At 63.1% G+C, this 17,870-nt stretch carries 14 protein-coding genes and 2 pseudogenes; 8 read left to right on the top strand and 8 right to left on the bottom strand.

Annotated elements, in window-relative coordinates; all coding sequences use genetic code 11:
• Positions 1 to 33: 33 nt before the first annotated feature.
• Entirely contained in the window at positions 34 to 2,394 is a 2,361-nt protein-coding gene (gene pqqF, locus ACODS1_RS18750) for a pyrroloquinoline quinone biosynthesis protein PqqF (protein WP_489086849.1), read from the bottom strand.
• Between the two features lie 354 nt (positions 2,395 to 2,748).
• On the opposite strand from pqqF, the pseudogene ACODS1_RS18745 reads away from it, so the two are divergent.
• From ACODS1_RS18745 to dusA, 3 genes and pseudogenes are all read left to right on the top strand, one after another.
• Positions 2,749 to 3,981: pseudogene (locus ACODS1_RS18745) on the top strand (methyl-accepting chemotaxis protein); the annotation flags it as partial.
• A 390-nt stretch (positions 3,982 to 4,371) separates the two neighbouring features.
• Positions 4,372 to 4,887, top strand: a pseudogene (locus tag ACODS1_RS18740) (methyl-accepting chemotaxis protein); the annotation flags it as partial.
• 218 nt (positions 4,888 to 5,105) lie between these two features.
• On the top strand, positions 5,106 to 6,101 hold the full coding sequence (gene dusA, locus ACODS1_RS18735) for a tRNA dihydrouridine(20/20a) synthase DusA (RefSeq protein WP_489086848.1): 996 nt from the start codon (positions 5,106 to 5,108) through the stop codon (positions 6,099 to 6,101).
• Here dusA and ACODS1_RS18730 read toward each other — a convergent pair.
• Positions 6,071 to 6,406 (bottom strand): transcriptional repressor, encoded by a 336-nt coding sequence (locus ACODS1_RS18730; protein ID WP_322981186.1) that lies wholly within the window; start codon positions 6,404 to 6,406, stop codon positions 6,071 to 6,073. The two genes, dusA and ACODS1_RS18730, sit on opposite strands and share 31 nt — an antisense overlap.
• A 193-nt stretch (positions 6,407 to 6,599) precedes the next feature.
• Here ACODS1_RS18730 and tal point away from each other — a divergent pair, with 193 nt between their 5' ends.
• Positions 6,600 to 7,526, top strand: coding sequence for a transaldolase (tal, locus tag ACODS1_RS18725; protein ID WP_489086847.1), 927 nt, complete (start codon positions 6,600 to 6,602; stop codon positions 7,524 to 7,526).
• A 96-nt stretch (positions 7,527 to 7,622) separates the two neighbouring features.
• Here tal and rssC read toward each other — a convergent pair whose 3' ends face one another.
• Together rssC and rssB are read right to left on the bottom strand one after the other, a co-directional pair.
• Entirely contained in the window at positions 7,623 to 8,105 is a 483-nt protein-coding gene (gene rssC, locus ACODS1_RS18720; RefSeq protein WP_322981280.1) for an anti-sigma factor antagonist RssC, read from the bottom strand.
• An 8-nt stretch (positions 8,106 to 8,113) separates the two neighbouring features.
• Complete coding sequence (gene rssB, locus ACODS1_RS18715) at positions 8,114 to 9,298, bottom strand: two-component system response regulator RssB (RefSeq protein WP_322981184.1); 1,185 nt, start codon at positions 9,296 to 9,298, stop codon at positions 8,114 to 8,116.
• Between the two features lie 210 nt (positions 9,299 to 9,508).
• Here rssB and ACODS1_RS18710 point away from each other — a divergent pair, with 210 nt between their 5' ends.
• Positions 9,509 to 9,808, top strand: coding sequence for a PilZ domain-containing protein (locus ACODS1_RS18710; protein WP_489086846.1), 300 nt, complete (start codon positions 9,509 to 9,511; stop codon positions 9,806 to 9,808).
• A gap of 55 nt (positions 9,809 to 9,863) precedes the next feature.
• Here ACODS1_RS18710 and ACODS1_RS18705 read toward each other — a convergent pair whose 3' ends face one another.
• Positions 9,864 to 10,568, bottom strand: a complete 705-nt coding sequence (locus ACODS1_RS18705) for an MlaA family lipoprotein (RefSeq protein WP_489086845.1) — start codon at positions 10,566 to 10,568, stop codon at positions 9,864 to 9,866.
• 104 nt (positions 10,569 to 10,672) lie between these two features.
• Here ACODS1_RS18705 and ACODS1_RS18700 point away from each other — a divergent pair, with 104 nt between their 5' ends.
• From ACODS1_RS18700 to ACODS1_RS18690, 3 genes are all read left to right on the top strand, one after another.
• Positions 10,673 to 11,083, top strand: coding sequence for an acyl-CoA thioesterase (locus ACODS1_RS18700; protein WP_489086844.1), 411 nt, complete (start codon positions 10,673 to 10,675; stop codon positions 11,081 to 11,083).
• A 62-nt stretch (positions 11,084 to 11,145) separates the two neighbouring features.
• Positions 11,146 to 11,862 carry an HAD superfamily inactivated hydrolase PcrP gene (pcrP, locus tag ACODS1_RS18695; RefSeq protein ID WP_489086843.1) on the top strand — a complete coding sequence of 239 codons (717 nt, stop codon included), beginning with the start codon at positions 11,146 to 11,148 and terminating at the stop codon, positions 11,860 to 11,862.
• Positions 11,863 to 11,979: 117 nt separating this feature from the next.
• Positions 11,980 to 12,246, top strand: a complete 267-nt coding sequence (locus ACODS1_RS18690; RefSeq protein WP_037050680.1) for a DUF4404 family protein — start codon at positions 11,980 to 11,982, stop codon at positions 12,244 to 12,246.
• A 196-nt stretch (positions 12,247 to 12,442) separates the two neighbouring features.
• Here ACODS1_RS18690 and queF read toward each other — a convergent pair whose 3' ends face one another.
• The 3 genes from queF to ACODS1_RS18675 all read right to left on the bottom strand — a co-directional run bounded on the left by queF (position 12,443) and on the right by ACODS1_RS18675 (position 17,653).
• Positions 12,443 to 13,273, bottom strand: coding sequence for an NADPH-dependent 7-cyano-7-deazaguanine reductase QueF (gene queF / locus ACODS1_RS18685; RefSeq protein ID WP_489086842.1), 831 nt, complete (start codon positions 13,271 to 13,273; stop codon positions 12,443 to 12,445).
• A gap of 289 nt (positions 13,274 to 13,562) precedes the next feature.
• The gene (locus ACODS1_RS18680) at positions 13,563 to 16,634 is read right to left on the bottom strand and encodes an efflux RND transporter permease subunit (RefSeq protein WP_489086841.1); all 3,072 of its coding nucleotides are present in this window, start codon (positions 16,632 to 16,634) and stop codon (positions 13,563 to 13,565) included.
• On the bottom strand, positions 16,631 to 17,653 hold the full coding sequence (locus ACODS1_RS18675) for an efflux RND transporter periplasmic adaptor subunit (RefSeq protein ID WP_489086840.1): 1,023 nt from the start codon (positions 17,651 to 17,653) through the stop codon (positions 16,631 to 16,633). Before ACODS1_RS18675 ends, ACODS1_RS18680 begins: the two co-directional genes overlap by 4 nt.
• Positions 17,654 to 17,870 lie beyond the last annotated feature (217 nt).

Below are 17,870 nucleotides of genomic sequence, written 5' to 3'. Positions count from 1 at the left end.
GGCTCCAGGCCGGTGACATGAGAAATCAGGGATTCAGCGGGTGCTGGGGACGCTGGCCAGTACCTGCCAGCCGCGCTCCAGCAGCAGATCGCGACAGGCGCGCTGCAAGGCCGCCTGATCCAGGCTGGCCACGGCCTGCACCAGATGCAGGGGATGATCGGCCTGCAGCCCGGCGCGGTACGCCAGCCACAGCTGGTCGGCCCATTCGACATGGCTGCGCGGCAGCTCCAACGACTGCTGCAGGGCCGCGCGCGCGCTGGCGAACGCCGTCGGCGTCAGCTCGGCCAGGCGCGCCAGCTGCTGCTCGAGGAAGTGGCGAATATGCGCGAAGAGACCGCTCGCCTCGCAGTGCGGCGACTGCACACCGAACAGTAGCCCGCGCTGCCCGCGCACCTGGCGAAAGCCGGAAAACAGCGCGTAGCCCAACTGCAGTTCGCCACGCAGGCGCTGGTAAAAGGCTTCCTGCAGACATTGGTCGAGCAGGCGCCAGGCGGCCTCGTACGTGGCATCGGCGAAAGGCAATGGACAAAACAGCAACAGCGCCCGCTCCTCGCCTGGCAAGGCCAGCTCACGCCAGCGCATAGCCTCCGCCAGTGGCATCGGCATACCGGCATCCACCAGCGCATCGACCTGCATGAACAGCGCCTCGACCTGGCGCTGCGCGGCCCCGTCCAGGCCAACCCCCAGACCTTGCAGGCAACTGGCTGTCTCGCCCTGACCCAGGAGTGGCAGGTGCTGCAGCAACTGGCGCAGCAGCAGCCCGGATGGCGCGGGCGCTGCACCGTCCGACAGAGGCGCCAGCAGCAGCGGCAACAGGCATGCACTGCTGGCTGCCAGCCACTCACCCGCGCCGGAGAGCGCCAGCGACCAGGCATCCGGCTCCACCTGCAGATGCAGCTCGACGCCATGGCGCTGGCACAGACTGGCCTGCTCCGCGATACGCGCCTGCAGCATGGCCAGGCGTGCCGGTAGCGATATGTCAGCCGCCACCAGGGGTGCCCGCCAATACAGCGCGGCCGGGCCACCATAGGCAGGCCCCGTATGCCAGCGCAGGGCCACCTGTGGCAGCGATTGCCGTTTCGCCGATGGCGATGGCAAAACCGCCACGTCAGCCAGGGTGCTCTGCAGCCGAGCTGGCGGCAATGTCTGAGCAGGCAGGGCGAATAACGGCAAGTCGAGCCCGACCGCGGGCCAATTGGGCTGTGGCTCCGGCGACGCCAGCAGTTCGATCAGCCCGGTACCGCTGGCAAGCTGCTCCAGCAGTTTGTCCAAGGCCAACAGCACCCTCGCATCGGCTTCTGGCTGCTGATCCTGCAGCTCCTGCGCCAGGGCCAAGGGTGCCAGCGCATCGCCGCGTAGCGCCTGCAGCCTGGACCAGGCCTGCAGCCGCTCGGGCCAACCGGCATGGCCGCGCAGCCGCTGCAACCAGGCCAGCCATTCGGCCTGCAGCGCAGCACCTCCCTGCGCCGTCGCGCCCGGGCAGTCGATGCGCAGCAAGCGCTGCCCCTGGTGACGGTAAAGCAGCCGGGCCTGCAGCCCATGGCACAATCCCGCCCGACGCAACTGATCCTGCAGGCCACCCGCCCCGGGATCGTGCAACGCATCGAGCCACAGCTGCAGTGCAGGCTCCAGGCCCGGTTCGTCCAGCTCCAAAGCCTGCCCCAGGATCAAGCCGGTATCCGCCTGCTGCAACAGCAAGCGAGGCGCGCGCAACGGCAGCAAGGACGCACAGGGTCGAACCGTAGAGCTCTCCACCACCGGCATCGCCAGCAGACAGGCCTCACCCAGAGCCAGCAGCTCTTCGACCGGCTGCGGCCCGACCAGCACCAGGCTCATGTTGCATGCCTGGTAGTGCTCGCGGTGATAGCGCCACAAGGCCTGCTGAAAAGCTCCCTGTTCCACCGGCAGGCTATCGCGCTCACCCGCAAGGAAATCGGCACAGCGATGCCCAGCCGCAAGCGCCTGGCCAAGAGCATGCTCGATACGGCTGTCGGCATCCTGGCTGCGCGCCTGGTATTCGGCGTGCAGCACCTCACGCTCGCGGCGCTGGGCCTCTATCTCGAAAAGTGGCCTGGCCAGCAGGCTCTGCAGCCGTTGCAAGGTTGGCGCCAGGGCGCCTGCCGGTACCTGGCAGACGAAATCGGTATGGCGGGCGCGCGTCGAGGCATTGACCAGCCCGCCACAACGGCGCACATACGCCATTAGCCCCTGGTCGACGGGGTAGTCGTGACTGCCGAGAAACAGCAGATGTTCGAGAAAGTGCGCCAGCCCGGGATAGGCCTCAGGCTCGTCATGGCTGCCAGCGGCCACGCGCAGACACGCGCCAGCCTGTCGCGGCCAGGGTTGCTGGAATACGCGCAGCACGGCGCCATTGGCCAGACGTCGACTATGCAAAGATGGCGCTAGAACAGGCATTGAAGCGGCTCGTGAGTCTCTCATACAGATTCCCGATCATAGCCCGTCGACCGTCATCCTTCTTTCGTAGCAAGGCGATAGCCACTTGGTCTCACCCCGCTCGCTTCACCGCCTCGGTCGGCTTACCCCACCATGGCGGCTGCTCGAGGCTGGCGCTATGGCACTACTCGGCTAATGTCTACAGCAGGACGTCCAATGATGGCACTGCAGACAGGATGCGCCGCCCTCGCTCATGAAAGCATGTGGCGAGCCGATACAAGAAAAAATCCCCATTCGAGCACTTTTAACATCCATTTGCCGCATTGGATTGCTGCTCATTAGAGAGATATCGCCATGTTCAATGCCATGTCCATTCGACTGAAAATCGTCCTGCTCTCCGGTCTATGCCTGCTCGGAGTAACGGCCTTGATCGTGTGCATGAATCTTTACCAGAGTGGCCAGAATAACCAACTGACCAGTACATCCAGTCGCCATATGTTGACCGACAGCGTCGAGCGTCTGCTCCAGGCACGCGCAGCCGAGCAGGCGTTGAATCTGCAACGTACCTTTGGTGACAGCCTGTTGGTAGTGAACGGTCTCGCCGACCAGGTCAAAGACCTACGGAGACTGGCTGAAAAGAACGGAATGCCAAGCGCATCACTGCGTGAGGCGATCAACCAGAGCATCAAGACTGCCTTCGAGCGCAACACCAAGGTGTTAGGCATCTGGCTGGTGTTCGAGCCCAACGCTCTGGATGGCAGCGATAACGCATTCGTCGATGACAGTACCCACGGCGCCAACGAAACCGGCCGCTTCTCCAGTGCCTGGACGCGCAGCACGCCGCAGCCGATGAACATCATGATCACTGAGGGCGACATCAAGAAAACCGAGCTGAGTATCAGCGGCGCGCCTTATAACAGTTGGTATACCTGCCCCCGCGAGCGCAAGAGTGCCTGCCTGCTGGAACCCTATGCTGACACACTGGAAGGTGAGCGCGTCTTGATGACCTCGCTGTCCATTCCGCTGATGGACGGCGACAAGGTGATTGCCACCATGGGCATAGACCTTGAGCTCGCCTCCCTGCAGGCGGCTGCCAGCGAGGCTCAACGCGGCCTGTTCGATAATGCCGGTCGCGTGTTGATCGTCTCCCCCAGCGGTACCCTGGCGGCCTACAGCACCGATGACAACCAGATCGGCAAGAACATCGGTGAAGCCCAGGGCGACGAAGGCCGGAAGATCCTCTCAGCCTTGGGCAGCAGTGCCCCTGGCATCCTCAGCCAAGGCGATTTCATCTACGCGATCTACCCGGTCAGCCCAATCGCCAATGCGAAGCCTTGGGGCGTGTCCATCGGTCTGCCGGAAAAGATTCTGCTGGCCGATGCAGTGAAGCTGCAGAACCTGCTCGACCAGGCCCAGACCAGCGGCACCGTCAAGGCACTAGCAATGGCACTGGTCGCCTGCCTGGCGGGCCTGGTGCTGATCTGGCTGACGGCCTCCGGCGTGACGCGACCGATCAACGAAGTGGCGCACATGCTCGAAGACATCGCCAGTGGTGAAGGCGACCTGACCCAGCGCCTACGCTACAACAAGCGCGATGAGCTGGGCGAACTGGCCAGCTGGTTCAACCGTTTCCTCGACAAGCTGCAACCGACCGTCGCGCAGATCAAGCAAAGCATCACCGAGGCGCGCAGTACCGCTGATCAGTCCTCGCACATCGCCAGCCAGACCAGCGAAGGCATGCAAATCCAGTTCCGCGAAGTCGATCAGGTGGCCACCGCCTCCAACGAGATGAGCGCAACGGCCCAGGAAGTCGCCAGCAGCGCCTCCAGTGCCGCTGAAGCCGCCCGTGGTGCCGACGAATCTGCCCAGCAGAGCAAAAGCCTCATCGAACGCAGCAGCCGTGACATTCGTGTGCTGGCCGATGAGGTGAGCAAGGCGGTCAGCGAAGTCGAAGCCCTGGCTGTCAACAGCGAGCAGATCGGCTCGGTACTGGAAGTGATCCGCAGCATCGCCGAGCAAACCAACCTGTTGGCGCTGAACGCCGCCATCGAAGCAGCCCGTGCCGGCGACAGCGGCCGAGGCTTCGCGGTGGTGGCTGACGAAGTGCGCAACCTGGCGCGACGTACCCAGGACTCGGTCGAGGAAATCCGCCAGGTCATCGAACGCATCCAGGGCGCAACCCGCGGTGTAGTGAGCACCATGCACGCCAGTCAGCAACACGCACAGACCAACGTCGAGCAGATTCAAGATGCCTTCCAGGCCCTGGGGCGCATCAGCGAAGCGGTGTCGGTGATCAGCGACATGAACCTGCAGATCGCCAGCGCTGCCGAACAGCAGAGCGCCGTGGCCGAAGAGGTCAACCGCAACGTTGCAGCCATCCGCACCGTGACCGAAACCCTTACTGAACAAGCCACCGAGTCGGCAAAAATCAGCAGCCAGCTCAACAACCTGGCCAATCACCAGATGAAGCTTATGGATCAGTTCAAGGTGTAGGACGATACGCCGCGCGGCAAGGTGCAAGGCCTGCCGCGCCCTGATACATCACCAACCCGGACTTCACCCCATCCAGCAGGCATTCATCCGCTCGGCTGTCCGTTTTTCGAGAGAAGATGGCCGCGCCTTGCTAGAATCGCCCGCCCGCTGCTACCGAACGAGTGGGCTCGGCCACAGCATCTGGCCAACTCCTTCACTCCTGAACAAGCAATCTGCGTATGTCTTCGAAGCCGCTCACACCCGCGCCCTTGTCCCGCCGCTTCTCCGTCGCCCCGATGATGGATTGGACCGATCGTCATTGCCGCTACTTCCTGCGCCAGCTTTCGCGTCATGCCCTGCTCTACACCGAGATGGTCACCACCGGCGCGCTGATTCACGGTGATCGCGAGCGTTTCCTGCGCTACAGCGACTGCGAACACCACATCGCCTTGCAACTGGGCGGCAGCAATCCGCAGGATCTGGCGACCTGCGCGAAGATGGCCGAAGAGCATGGCTATGACGAGGTGAACCTGAACGTCGGCTGCCCCAGCGACCGCGTGCAGAACAACATGATCGGCGCCTGCCTGATGGGCCATCCGGCGCTGGTGGCCGACTGCGTGAAGGCCATGCAGGACGCCGTAAATATTCCGATCACGGTCAAGCACCGCATCGGTATCAACGGCCGCGACAGCTATGCCGAGCTGTGCGACTTCGTCGGCCAGGTGCGCGAAGCTGGCTGCCGCAGCTTCACCGTGCATGCCCGTATCGCCATCCTTGAAGGGCTGTCGCCCAAGGAAAACCGCGAGATTCCGCCGCTGCGCTACGACGTGGCGGCGCAGCTCAAGCAGGACTTCCCGGATCTGGAAATCATCCTCAACGGAGGGATCAAGACGCTGGAGGAATGCGAGCAGCACCTGCAGACCTTCGACGGTGTGATGCTCGGCCGCGAGGCGTACCACAACCCCTTTCTCCTGGCCCAGGTGGACAACCGGCTGTTCGGGGCAGATACGCCGCCCATCACGCGCATGGACGCCCTGCTCGCCCTCAAGCCCTACGTCGAACAACATATACGCGAGGGCGGCACCCTACATCACGTCAGCCGCCACGTGCTTGGGCTGGCTCAGGGTTTTCCTGGCGCACGACGCTTCCGTCAATTGCTGTCAGTGGACATCCACAAGGTTCAGGATCCGCTCGGTCTGCTGGATCAGGCCGCCGAACTGCTGCGCGGGCACTGAGCAGCACCGGTCAGGCGGTAGCGACTACGGCCCGTCGCCTGGATCATGCCGCCTTCCTCCATGCGCCGCAGCACCTGACGCACGCTCACCAGGGAAAGCGGCTCGCCGGCCTGATTCAATTGCCGATGCAGTTCACGGCTGGAAATCCCTTCCTCCTCGTCAGCGCCGTACAGGGCCTCCACCACCTTTTGTCGCGGCAAGCTGAAACGCAGCCCGACGGCCTGCAGCAAGGCGCGGCACTGGAGACTGTCCGGGGCCTGCTCGGCAGAGTTCAGTGAACGAGACGGGTTGTGCTGGGTCGACATGTTCGGGCTCCTTGGCGTGTAACAAAGCCGGACTCCACCGACTTCGAGCGTTTTTTCGAATCTCTTGAATAGAGACGAACGAGACAGGAAAAAACGCATCAGCAAATGCTAAATCTTGTGTCAACGCCCTACCCGTTGAGCGCCTGCGGCGCCTCGGGTAAGGTCGCTCAATCTGCAACGACAAGGCCACGTCATGACCTCCAAGCTGGAACAACTCAAGCAGTTCACCACCGTAGTCGCCGATACCGGTGACCTCGACGCCATCGCCCGTCTGCAACCGGTGGATGCCACCACCAACCCTTCGCTGCTGCTCAAGGCGGCTGCCCTGCCCCGCTACGCGGAGTTGCTGAGCCAGGCCGTCGGCGCCGGCAAGGGCGATCTGGGCCTGGCCTGCGACCACTTCGCCGTCGCCGTAGGTCAGGAGATTCTCAAGGTCATCCCCGGGCGTATTTCCACCGAGGTCGACGCACGTCTGTCGTTCGACACCGAGGCCACGCTGCGCCGCGCCGAACGCCTGATCGGTCTGTATGAAAAGGCCGGCATCGGCCGTGAGCGCGTGCTGATCAAGATCGCTTCGACCTGGGAAGGCATCCGCGCTGCCGAGCAACTGGAAAAGGCCGGCGTGCAGACCAACCTCACCCTGCTGTTCGCCTTTGCCCAGGCGCAGGCCTGCGCCGACGCCGGCGTCTTCCTCATCTCGCCGTTCGTCGGCCGTATCTATGACTGGTACAAGAAGGCCGAAGGGCGCGACTTCGCAGGCGCCGAGGATCCTGGCGTGCAGTCGGTCAGCCGCATCTACGATTACTACAAGGCCAACGGCTACGACACCGTGGTGATGGGCGCAAGCTTCCGTAATCTCGGCCAGATCGAGGCGCTGGCCGGCTGCGACCGCCTGACCATCAGCCCCGACCTGCTGCAGAAACTGGCCGAAGACGACGGTTCCCTGAGCCGCCAACTGACCCCCGGCGCTGCCAGCCAGCCACGCCAGAGCCTCGATGAAAGCGCCTTCCGCTGGGCACTGAACGAGGACGCCATGGCCACCGAGAAGCTGGCCGAAGGCATCCGTCTGTTTGCCCGCGATCAGGAAAAGCTCGAGGCGCTACTCACCGCCAAAGCCTGAGCCGATGAGCAGGAGCGGCAGTGCCGCTCCTGATGCATGAAACGAAAAGGGGCGCCGGCTGATGCGGGCGCCCCTTTTTCATGTTCAGCGTGTCGATCAGTGTCGTTCCAGTGCACTGACCAGATCATGGAAGGCGGCACGGTTGGAGTCATTGAGCCCCATGAGAATGCGATGAGCCTCCAGCACCTTGGCCCGCACCACCTCCTCGGACTGATCCTGCGAGGGCAGGTCATCCAGGCACTCCAGGCACGGCGCCGGGCCTTCGACGATGTTGAACACCTGGTCGAAGCCCATGGATTGCAGCAAGCGCGTGATGTCGTCATGGGTGGTGACGACGGTCGGCAGCAAGCCGACCTTTTGCCGCGAGAGGATCGACAGCTTGGCCAGCAGGCCGAGGGTCGTGCTGTCGATGCTGCGCGTTTCGGTCAGGTCGATGACGATGGCCGAAAAATTCAACGCGGTGAAAATCTTTTCAATCGTGGCATCCAGCGCCGAACAGAGCGTCAGGCGAACTTCCCCGACGAACTTCAGGACGAAGGTGCCGTCCTGTTCCGCAAATTGGATACGACCGGGGCTTATCCCAGGATTCATGCAAGGTTCCTGCTCAACACCAGCAAGGCGATATCATCCGGCATCTCGCCCAGATTGGCCAGACCGAGAACTTGACGCAAGCCATCGAGCGTCCCACCAGCCTGGCTAACCAGTTGTGGCAACGCCAGTTCCTTGGCTTTGAGCGTGTCACCTGGCAGCAGATCGAGAATGCCGTCGGACAGCAGGGTCAGACTGAACGACTCCGGCAGCGCCATGACTGCGTCGCCATATTCGGCCTCTTCGAACAGTCCGACGGGCAAACCACGCCCTTCCAGATAACGTGCCTGGCCGTTTTCGAACAACACCGGCAAGGGCAAATGCCCGCCAATGCTGTAGGTCAACGTGCCGCTTTCCTGGTCGATCACGCCACCGAGCATGGTCACGTGCTTGCCCAGCCTGCAATTGATCAGGCCACGGTTGATATGGCCCAGCACGTCCGACGGTTTGAACTCCGGCAGCGTGCCGCCCCGACGCCACTCGTAGAGCAAGCGCGTGGTCATGAACTTGAGCAGCACGGTGACGAATGCCGAGGACGCGCCATGCCCGGAGACATCGGCCAGATAGAAGGCAATGCGACGCTCGTCGATGCGAAAGTAATCGACGAAGTCACCGGACAGGTACAGCGACGGAATGATCTGGTGGGCGAAGTTCAGGTCATCGACCTGCCAGGGCGTCACCGGCAACATGTTCATCTGCACCTGGCGACCGGCGTTCTGGTCTTCCTGCAGCAGATGCAGGCTGGCCTGCAGTTCGCGGTTGGCGGCTTCGAGCTTCTCGCGATAACGCTGGTTTTCCTGGCGCAGACGATAGCGGTCGAGCGCACGGCGTACCGAGTGCTCAAGCACGGCAAGGTCTTCCAGCGGCTTAATCAGGTAGTCGGCAGCGCCCAGGCGCAGGGCCTCGACGGCATCGTTCATCACGCCGGCACCGGACACGACGATGACCGGCACTTCGATACCCAGGGCATTGATTCGGCGAATCAGCTCGAGTCCGTCGACCTGCGGCATGCGCAGGTCACAGATCATCAGGTCGGGATGGAACTGCTGGAACACTTCCAGCCCCTGCAAGCCGTTGGAGGCCTGCAGCACCTCGAAACCGCTGTCTTCGAGATAAGCCGCGAGGCTAGCACGCACGACATCGTCGTCGTCGATGATCAGCAAAGTGGCACTGGTTTTGTGCATGGGTAATCCAGGCAAACTGCGCCGGAGCAATTGGGTTGCAGCCGTGGCGCAGCGCCACGAAGGGGGCCAGGGCAATTTCAAGGGGCAGACGGTACTCCCATCCGCCGAGCGATTCAAGCCGGTGCCGGTCGTCGTTAGGCGGCTTTACAGGGTAAATCGGCGGGGGGTATAAGGGCCGCGGGATAGATCACAAGAAGAGGATGGCCGTCCATGAGTCAGAATGATCGAGCGTACAGCGAGAAGCGCGACTTCATCCGCATGCGGTTGGAGGCCCCTGTCACACTGCACCATGCCGGTGGTGAAACACCCGCGATGTGCCTGGATCTATCGAGTACCGGCATGCAAGTCGAGGCGCAGATCAGCCTGCAGATGGGTGACAAGGTGCGTGTTCATATTCCCTCCGACCACAACGAGCTGTCCGGGCTGGACGCCGAGGCCGAGGTGGTGCGCGTGACCGACCTGGACGACGGACGGCAGTCGCTGGGACTGGCCATCCTGTCGATGCGCTGAAACCAATAGCAACGAAAAAGGCGGCTCGAAGCCGCCTTTTTCATGCCCGCAGGAATCAGAAGTCGTCTTCGACTTCACCATCCTTGACCTTGAACTCGCGGCTCTGCAGGTAGGCGTTGCGGATGAAGATGTACTTGTCACCGCTGATCAGACGCTCGGCCTGCAACAGGTTGGCGCGGGTATCGATCACTTCCACACCCATGGTCACGTTACGCGTGGGGACATGATCCATGTAGGGATAGGGTTGCAGGAACGAATCTGGAACCCGACCGGCGGCATCACGCACGGTGCTGGGGCCGAGGAACGGGATGACCAGATAAGGCCCGCTATCGAGCCCCCAGACGCCGAGAGTCTGGCCAAAGTCTTCGTCGCTCTTGCGCAAGCCCATGTGCTTGGCCACATCGAAGAAGCCCAGCAAGCCGAAGGTGGTGTTGAAGATCAGGCGGCTGGTGTCGACGCCGGCGTTGTGCAGCTTGCCCTGCAGCAGGTTGTTGGCCAGGTTGCCAACGTCACCGATGTTGCCGAATACGTTATGCACGCCATCTTCGACAAACTGCGGAGTGACGGCACGGTAGCCCTGCGCGATCGGCTTCAGTGCATAGGTGTCGACCGTATCGTTGAAGCGGAAGATGGGGCGGTTGAAGCCTTCCCACGGATCGTCCTCGGAAGCGGCCTGACTCATCGCAGGCAACAGGCTCAGACCAACGAGGGCCATCAGGCCGCCAAGGCGCGCGATCCAGCGAGCACCGATCACATGCATTTGAAATCTCTCCTTGAGGGAATAATGTGGCCACCGCCAACGGGCCGAAGGCCGCGTAGTATATAGCCAGGCGCCATGGTTGGGCAGCATAGCGAAGATTTGTGATGACCGATAAGACACTTCTGCATACCGCGCATATCCCCGTTCGCTGGGGCGACATGGACAGCTATGGGCATGTCAACAACATCCTCTACATGCAGTACCTCGAGGAAGCTCGCGTCGCCTGGTTCGAACAGGCTGGAGTGGCGATGGGCGGTGCCGCTTGTGGCCCGGTGATCCTGCAGACCCAGCACACTTACCTGAAACCCGTGGTGCATCCCGCAACCGTGGTGGTCGAGTTGAGGGCCGGCGCCGTGGGGCGCAGCAGCCTGGTGATCGAACATCGGCTGAGCACCCGGGAGGATCCTCTCAGCCTGTACGGAGAGGGCTATTGCAAACTGGTGTGGATCGACCATGCCAGCGGCAAGTCCGTGGCCTTGCCGGAACACCTGCGTGCCCAGCTCAGCGTCATCTGACCGTCATCTTTCGGTCATCCACACGCAGTAACTTGGATCGTGCCACTGCCACGGACGATGCCATGCTCTGCCCTCCGACCGCCCTACTCTTCGAGCTTTCCGGCTGCCTGGTCGACTTCGGTGCGCGCACGCTGCCCGTCGCCCTGCAGCGCCGCTATCCTGCCGCGACATTTGCCGATTCTCTACTCAGCCCGCAACAGGCCCTGAATGTCTCGCTGGGCAGACCCGCTACCGCCGAGCAACTGCGAGTGCTGCTGCAAGCGTTGAGCGAAGTGGCCTGTGAACATGCCGAGCCGACACCGGGCACCGAACGCTTGCTCGATGCCCTGGCCGCCCAAGGCATACCCTGCGCCTGGCTCGACAGCCTGCCTGCGGACGCCAGCACCTGCCTGGCAGAGGCGCTACCGGGCTCGATCATGCCGGTGCTGCCGCGCCAAGCCAGGGCCTGGCCGGCGCCGGACAGCTGCTGGCAGGCGCTGAGCCAGTTGGGAGTTGAACGCCTGGATGGCTGCATCCTGGTCAGCGGTAATCCGCTGCTGTTGCAAGCGGGGCTCAATGCGGGCTGCTGGACGATCGGCCTGGCAATCAGTGGCGTGCTGGGCGGCCATGCTGCAGCCGACTGGCAGGCACTGGCCAGTAACGAGCAGGAACGCTTGCGGGCCGAAGCCACGCTGCATCTTTACCGCCTTGGCGTGCATTCGGTGGTCGATCATCTGGGCGAGATCGAGGCGAGCCTGGACGACATCGGCCTGCGCAGAAGCAAGGGCGAAAAGCCCTGAGGGCTTGATCGGGATCAGGCAAAGCCGGCGGGCTTGGATTAACCTTCAGGTACGGGCTGAAAACTTCCGGCGGTGCCGGGGGTCAATGCCTATGCCGATTCGACAAGGAGAACATCTATGCCAGCAAGCGACCTGCAGCAGCAACTGGAAGCCCTCCAGCAACACCTGGCCCAGGACACGCCGCTCAGTGAAGAAGAACGCGCCTCGCTTTACCTGCTGACGCAGGAAATCGAAGTGCAACTGGCACGCGAAGCGGCGGCAGCGCCCGACGCCACGCTGGTCGATGGCGTCAATCTGGCGGTGGAACGCTTCGAAGCCAGCCACCCCACCCTCGCCGGCACCCTGCGCAACATCATGCAGAGCCTGGCCAACATGGGCATCTGAATGCCCTGCTCCGGTTCAGACCTGGCGTTTCAAGCCCAATGTCGCCGCCTAGCCAATGCCTCCTGGCCAAGCCTCGACGCATCGAAGGTGTAGGAGCGGCGCCCCGCCGCGAACCAGGCCGGAACTGACGGGAAAAGCCTCGCCCCGTGCGGGGCTCCTACAATGGCCGCATTGTCCAAGCGGCATTTTTCATGGATCACTGCCGCGCCAGACGACCATTTTCCGGCGTGATCGCCTCGGTGCTGCGGTAAGGGTTGATATCCAGCCCGCCGCGACGCACGTAGCGCGCGTAGACGGTCAGTGACTGCGGCTGCAGCAGGCGCTGCAGGTCAAGGAAGATGCGCTCCACGCACTGCTCGTGAAAATCGGCGTGCTGGCGGAAGCTCACCAGATAGGCCAGCAGGCTGGCGTGATCCAGCGCGGCACCGCGATACTCGACGACCAAACTGCCCCAGTCCGGCTGGCCAGTGACCGGGCAGTTGGACTTGAGCAGATGGCTGTGCAGGCTCTCCTCCACCACCCGCTCAGCATCGCAGCGCAGCAGTTCGGGTTGCGGGTGATCGTACTGGCTGACGCTGATATCCAGCTCATCGATGCACTGCCCCGGCAGTGTCGCCACGCCCTCAGCAGACACTTCACTCAACGAACGCAGACGCACCGCCACCGGTTTGCCGGCCACTGCCGAGAGGTCTCGCACCAGAGTCGCCTGCACGTCGTCCCAGGTGGCGAAGGCCGACTGATTCAGCGAGTTGAGGTAAAGCTTGAAGGACTTCGACTCGATGATGTTCGGCGAGTCGGCCGGGATGGCGAACTCGCCGATGGCCACCACTGGCTTGCCGGACGGCAGCAGCCAGGACAGCTCGTAGCAGTTCCAGTAGTCCACGCCCTGATACGGCAGGTTGGTGCCGTCGAGGCCCAGCTCAGCCCACTTGGTGGTGCGCGAAATGGGGAACAGCAACTCGGGGCTGTACTCGGCGATGTACTGGCTGGACTTACCAAGCGGGGAATGTTCGGCGGGGTGCTGCATGGTGCGCAATCCGGGGTGGCTAAAACCGCACGAGTTTAGCGGGTTGAATGCGACGCCGCACCCGCGAAGCACGACGCCGGCCACCTGTCGGAGCGAGCTCTGCTCGCGAATTGCCTTACAGCAAGAAGCTTCGCGAGAAAAGCTCGCTCCTACCCCAACGATCAGTCGCGCAGTGCCCCATGGGAGGGGTTTTCGGCTCGGGCATCCTGCTCCGCTCTACCTCCTGCATCCCCGCAGTCGCAGCCGCAACAGCTGCAAAAGCTCGCCGCTAAAGCGCCTCCTACAGGATTCAGCCGACCACCACCGGTTCTTCCTCGATCTTGCGCAGCGGCGCCCAGCGACGCAGCAGCAGATAGAGCGTCGGGATCACATAAAGCGTGAAGAAGGTACCGACCAGCAGCCCTCCGACGATCACCAGGCCAATCTGCTGGCGGCTTTCGGCCCCAGCGCCTGTGGCGATAGCCAGCGGCAGCGAACCCAGCACCATGGCACCGGTGGTCATCAGGATCGGTCGCAGGCGCTGCACCGAGGCCTCGATCACCGACTCACGCAGGGCCTTGCCCTCGCGCAGCAGGTGGTTGGCGAACTCGACGATAAGGATGCCGTGCTTGGTGATCAGGCCGATCAGGGTCACCAGGCCTATCTGCGAATAGATGTTCCAGGTGCCACCGAACAGCGTCAGCGCCAACAAGGCGCCGGCCATCGACAGAGGCACGCTGAACAGGATGATCAGCGGATCGCTGAAGCTTTCGAACTGCGCGGCCAGCACCAGGAAGATAAAGGCCAGCGCCAGGGCGAAGATCAGCAGGATGCCCGAGCTGGATTCCTTGAAATCCCGCGAGGTGCCGGTGTAGTCATACTGCGTCTCCGGCGGGAACACCTCGCGTGCAGCCGCCTCCAGATGATTCAGGGCCTCGCCCAGGGTGTAGCCGGTGCCGACGTTGGCGCTGATGGTCACCGCGCGCAACTGGTTGAAGTGGTTGAGCTCGCGCGGCGCCACGGTCTCGCGCACTTCGATCAGGTTGGACAACTGCACCATGCCGCCATCACGGTCGCGCACGTAGACGCGATCCAGATCCTGCGGGTTGCTGCGATCGATGTCCTGCAGTTGCACCAGCACGTCGTACTGCTCGCCGTTCTGCTTGAAGCGCGTCACCTGACGGCTGCCGAACAGACTTTCCAGGCTACGCCCGATCACCGACACGTCGGTACCGACCGCCACGGCCTGCTCGCGATTGACCGTGATCTTGAGCTGCGGCGAGTTGAGCTTGAGGTCGCTGTCGAGCCCTTCCAGCCCCGGATAGTCACGTACGCGCTCCATCAGTTGGTCGACGTAACCCTGCAGCTCGGCATATTCCATGGACGAGCGGATGACGAAGTTGATCGGCTGGTTGCGCGCGCTCTGCCCCAGCGGCGGGCGGTTGACTGGCGTGACGCGCATGCCGGCGATGTCCTGCAGTTTCGGCAGCAGTTCATTGCGGATTTCGAACTGGGTGCGCACGCGATCCCCCCAATCCTCCAACTTCATGAAGGAAATGCCCTGTGCCACCGTGGGGAACCCCGCCACCACCAGATAGCGGTTGACCTCTGGAATGCTCGCATAAGCCGCCTCGACCTCGCGGGCATAGCGCGCGGTGTAGTCGATGGTGGCGCCATCCGGGCCATTGAACACGCCGACGATGGTGCCGGTGTCCTCGGTCGGCGCCAGCTCCGAACGCAGGCCACCGAACAGCCAGGCGCAGAGCACGAAGGCCGCCAGCAGCACGCCCAGCACCAGCGGCCAGGCCTGCAATGCACGCTCCAGGCTGTGCTTGTAGCTGTAGGTCAGGCTGTTGAGGAAGCCTTCGATCAGGTTGTACACGCGACCGTGACGTGGCTCGTGCTGGTGCGACCTGAGCAGCACCGCACACATCATCGGCGTCAGCGTCAGAGCCACGAAGCCCGACACCAATACCGAGCCGGCCAGCGTCCAGGCGAACTCGGTGAACAACTTGCCGGTGGTGCCCTGCATGAAACCGATGGGCGCGAATACTGCCGCTAGCGTCAGGGTCATGGCGATCACCGCGAAGGCGATCTCGCGGCTGCCCTTGAACGCTGCCTGCATGGGTTTCATCCCCGCCTCGATATGGCGGTGGATGTTCTCCAGCATGACGATGGCATCGTCCACCACCAGGCCGATGGCCAACACCATGGCCAGCAGCGTCAGGGTGTTGATGGTGAAGCCCATCAGCGACATCAGGGCGAAGGCGCCGATCAGCGACACCGGAATGGTCACCAGCGGGATCAGCGTGGCACGCAGCGAGCGCAGGAAGATGAAGATGATCAGGATAACCAGCGCCACGGCTTCCCAGATGGTGGTGAAGACGTTGTCGATGGACTCGCGGATGAATTGCGAGTTGTCGTTGGCCACGGTCATCTTCATGCCGTCGGGCAACAACGCCTTGATCTCGGGCCAGGCGGCCTGGAGCCCGTCGGAAATATCCAGCGGGTTGGCCGTGGCCTGCTTGACCAGGCCCAGGGTCACCGCCGGCAGGCCGTTGAAGCGCACGACGCTACGCTCGTCACGCGGGCCAATCTCGGCGCGGCCAACATCGGACAGGCGCAGCAGATAGCCTTGCGAGTCATCCAGGATCAGTTCGTTGAACTGCTGTGGGGTACGCAGATCGGTTTCCGACAGCACGCTGAACTCGCGCTCGCGCGACTCGATGCGCCCGGCCGGGATTTCCACGTTCTGCCGGCGCAGGGCATCCTCGACGTCCTGCACGGTGAGGTTGTGCGCGGCGAGCTTTTCCGGGTCGAGCCAGATGCGCATGGAAAAGGTACGCGCACCGCGCACCTGCACTTCGGAGACGCCAGGAATGGTCTGCAGGCGATCCTTGATCACCCGTTCCAACACATCGGTGATCTCCATGGCGCTGTGCTGCTGGCTATGGAAGGCAATCCAGATCACCGGCTGGGCGTCGGCCTCGACCTTCTGCACGATGGGCTCGTCGACCTCGTCCGGCAGCAGGCTGCGCACCCGGCCGAGACGGTCACGCACATCGTTGGCCGCCTCGTCGGCGCTGCGTCCGAGGCGAAACTGGGCGGTGATCTGGGTGTTTTCCGCGCGACTGATGGAGGTGACGAAATCCAGCCCCTCGATGCCGGAGAGCACGTCCTCCACCGGCTGAGCCACCTGCGACTCCATGATCTCCGGGCTGGCCCCTGGATAGGTGACCTGCACGGTGACGATGGGTACATCGATATTGGGGTATTCGCGCACGTTGAGGCGGTCGTAGGCCATCAGCCCCAGCAGCACGACGATCAGCGACAGGACGGTGGCGAATACCGGCCTGCGGATGCAGACATCAGAGAGCGTCACGGCTGGCGCTCCCCGCTCTTGCTGCGCACGGCCAAGCCCTCGCGCACCCGCTGCCAGCCGGCGCTGATGATGGTCTCGTCACCCTGCAGGCCTTCACGCACCTCGACCAGGCCATCGAAGCGCTTGCCCAGCTTCACCTCGCGGCGCTCGACCTTGTCATCGACCAGCAAATTGACCAGCAGCTTGTCACCCTGCGGCATCACCGCTTCCTCGGGGATCACCAGTGCGTCGGAGCGCACGTCGAGAATCACCGAAACGCGGACGAACTGGCCCGGACGCAGACGGCGATCAGCGTTGCCGATATGCGCGCGGATCGCCTGACTGCGTCCGGCTTCGTCCAGGCGCGGGTTGATGGCGTAGATCTCGCCGCGAAAGCGCTCGCCCGGAAAGGTATCGAGGGTGATCTCAACGGTCTGCCCCAGACGCACCTGGGCCACGGCCTTCTGCGGAATGCGGAAGTCGACCTTGAGCGGGTCGAGCACTTCCAGGTTGACGATGTTCTGCCCGGCGCTGAGGTAGTCGCCGACACTGGCCTGGCGCAGGCCGAGCGTGCCGTCGTAGGGCGCCTTGATCTGGGTCTTGTCGAGGCGCGCCTGGGCCAGTGCCTGCGCGGCTCGAGCGGCCTGCAACTGGCTTTGCGCTTCGTCCAGCGCCTGGGCGTTACTGGCTCCACGCTGGAACAGCATCTGCGCCCGTTGATGGTTCTTCTCGGCCAGATCGAGGTTGGCGCGGGCCTGAGCGAATTCGGCGCGGGCAATGGCGTCGTCGAGACTGACCAGCAGATCGCCCGCAGTTACCGCCTGGCCTTCACGAAAATGCAGGGTAGCCAGGCGCCCTTCGATTTCCGGGCGGATCATCACCGACTCGTCGGAACGCAGCGAGCCGAAGGTAATCAGCTCGTCGCGCACCTCCATCTGCCGCACCGGCACGACCTCGACCATTGGGCCTTCGGCTGCACTCACTGGCAGAGCGAATGCAGCCAGCAACCACAATGGAAGCGCACGTAACAGCACGGTCATGATCAGCCCCTTTTTCTTGGTAGAGGCGGAGTCTAACCGGCTGCTGTGTCACTGACAGGTACGCAAGTTATTTCGCTATGTTTTTTCGGTCGCCGCTACATCCTGTAGGAGCGGCTTCAGCCGCGAGCACTCAAGCGTAGCCCGGATGAAATCCGGGGATGGTGCGGGAAGACTCCCGGATTTCATCCGGGCTACACATTAACGTTTAAGCCCAGTT

It is taken from the genome of Pseudomonas sp. FG29, from assembly GCF_057809355.1.
The sequence above is the reverse complement of the archived record's forward strand: the minus strand, read 5'-3'. Positions and strand labels throughout refer to the sequence as shown.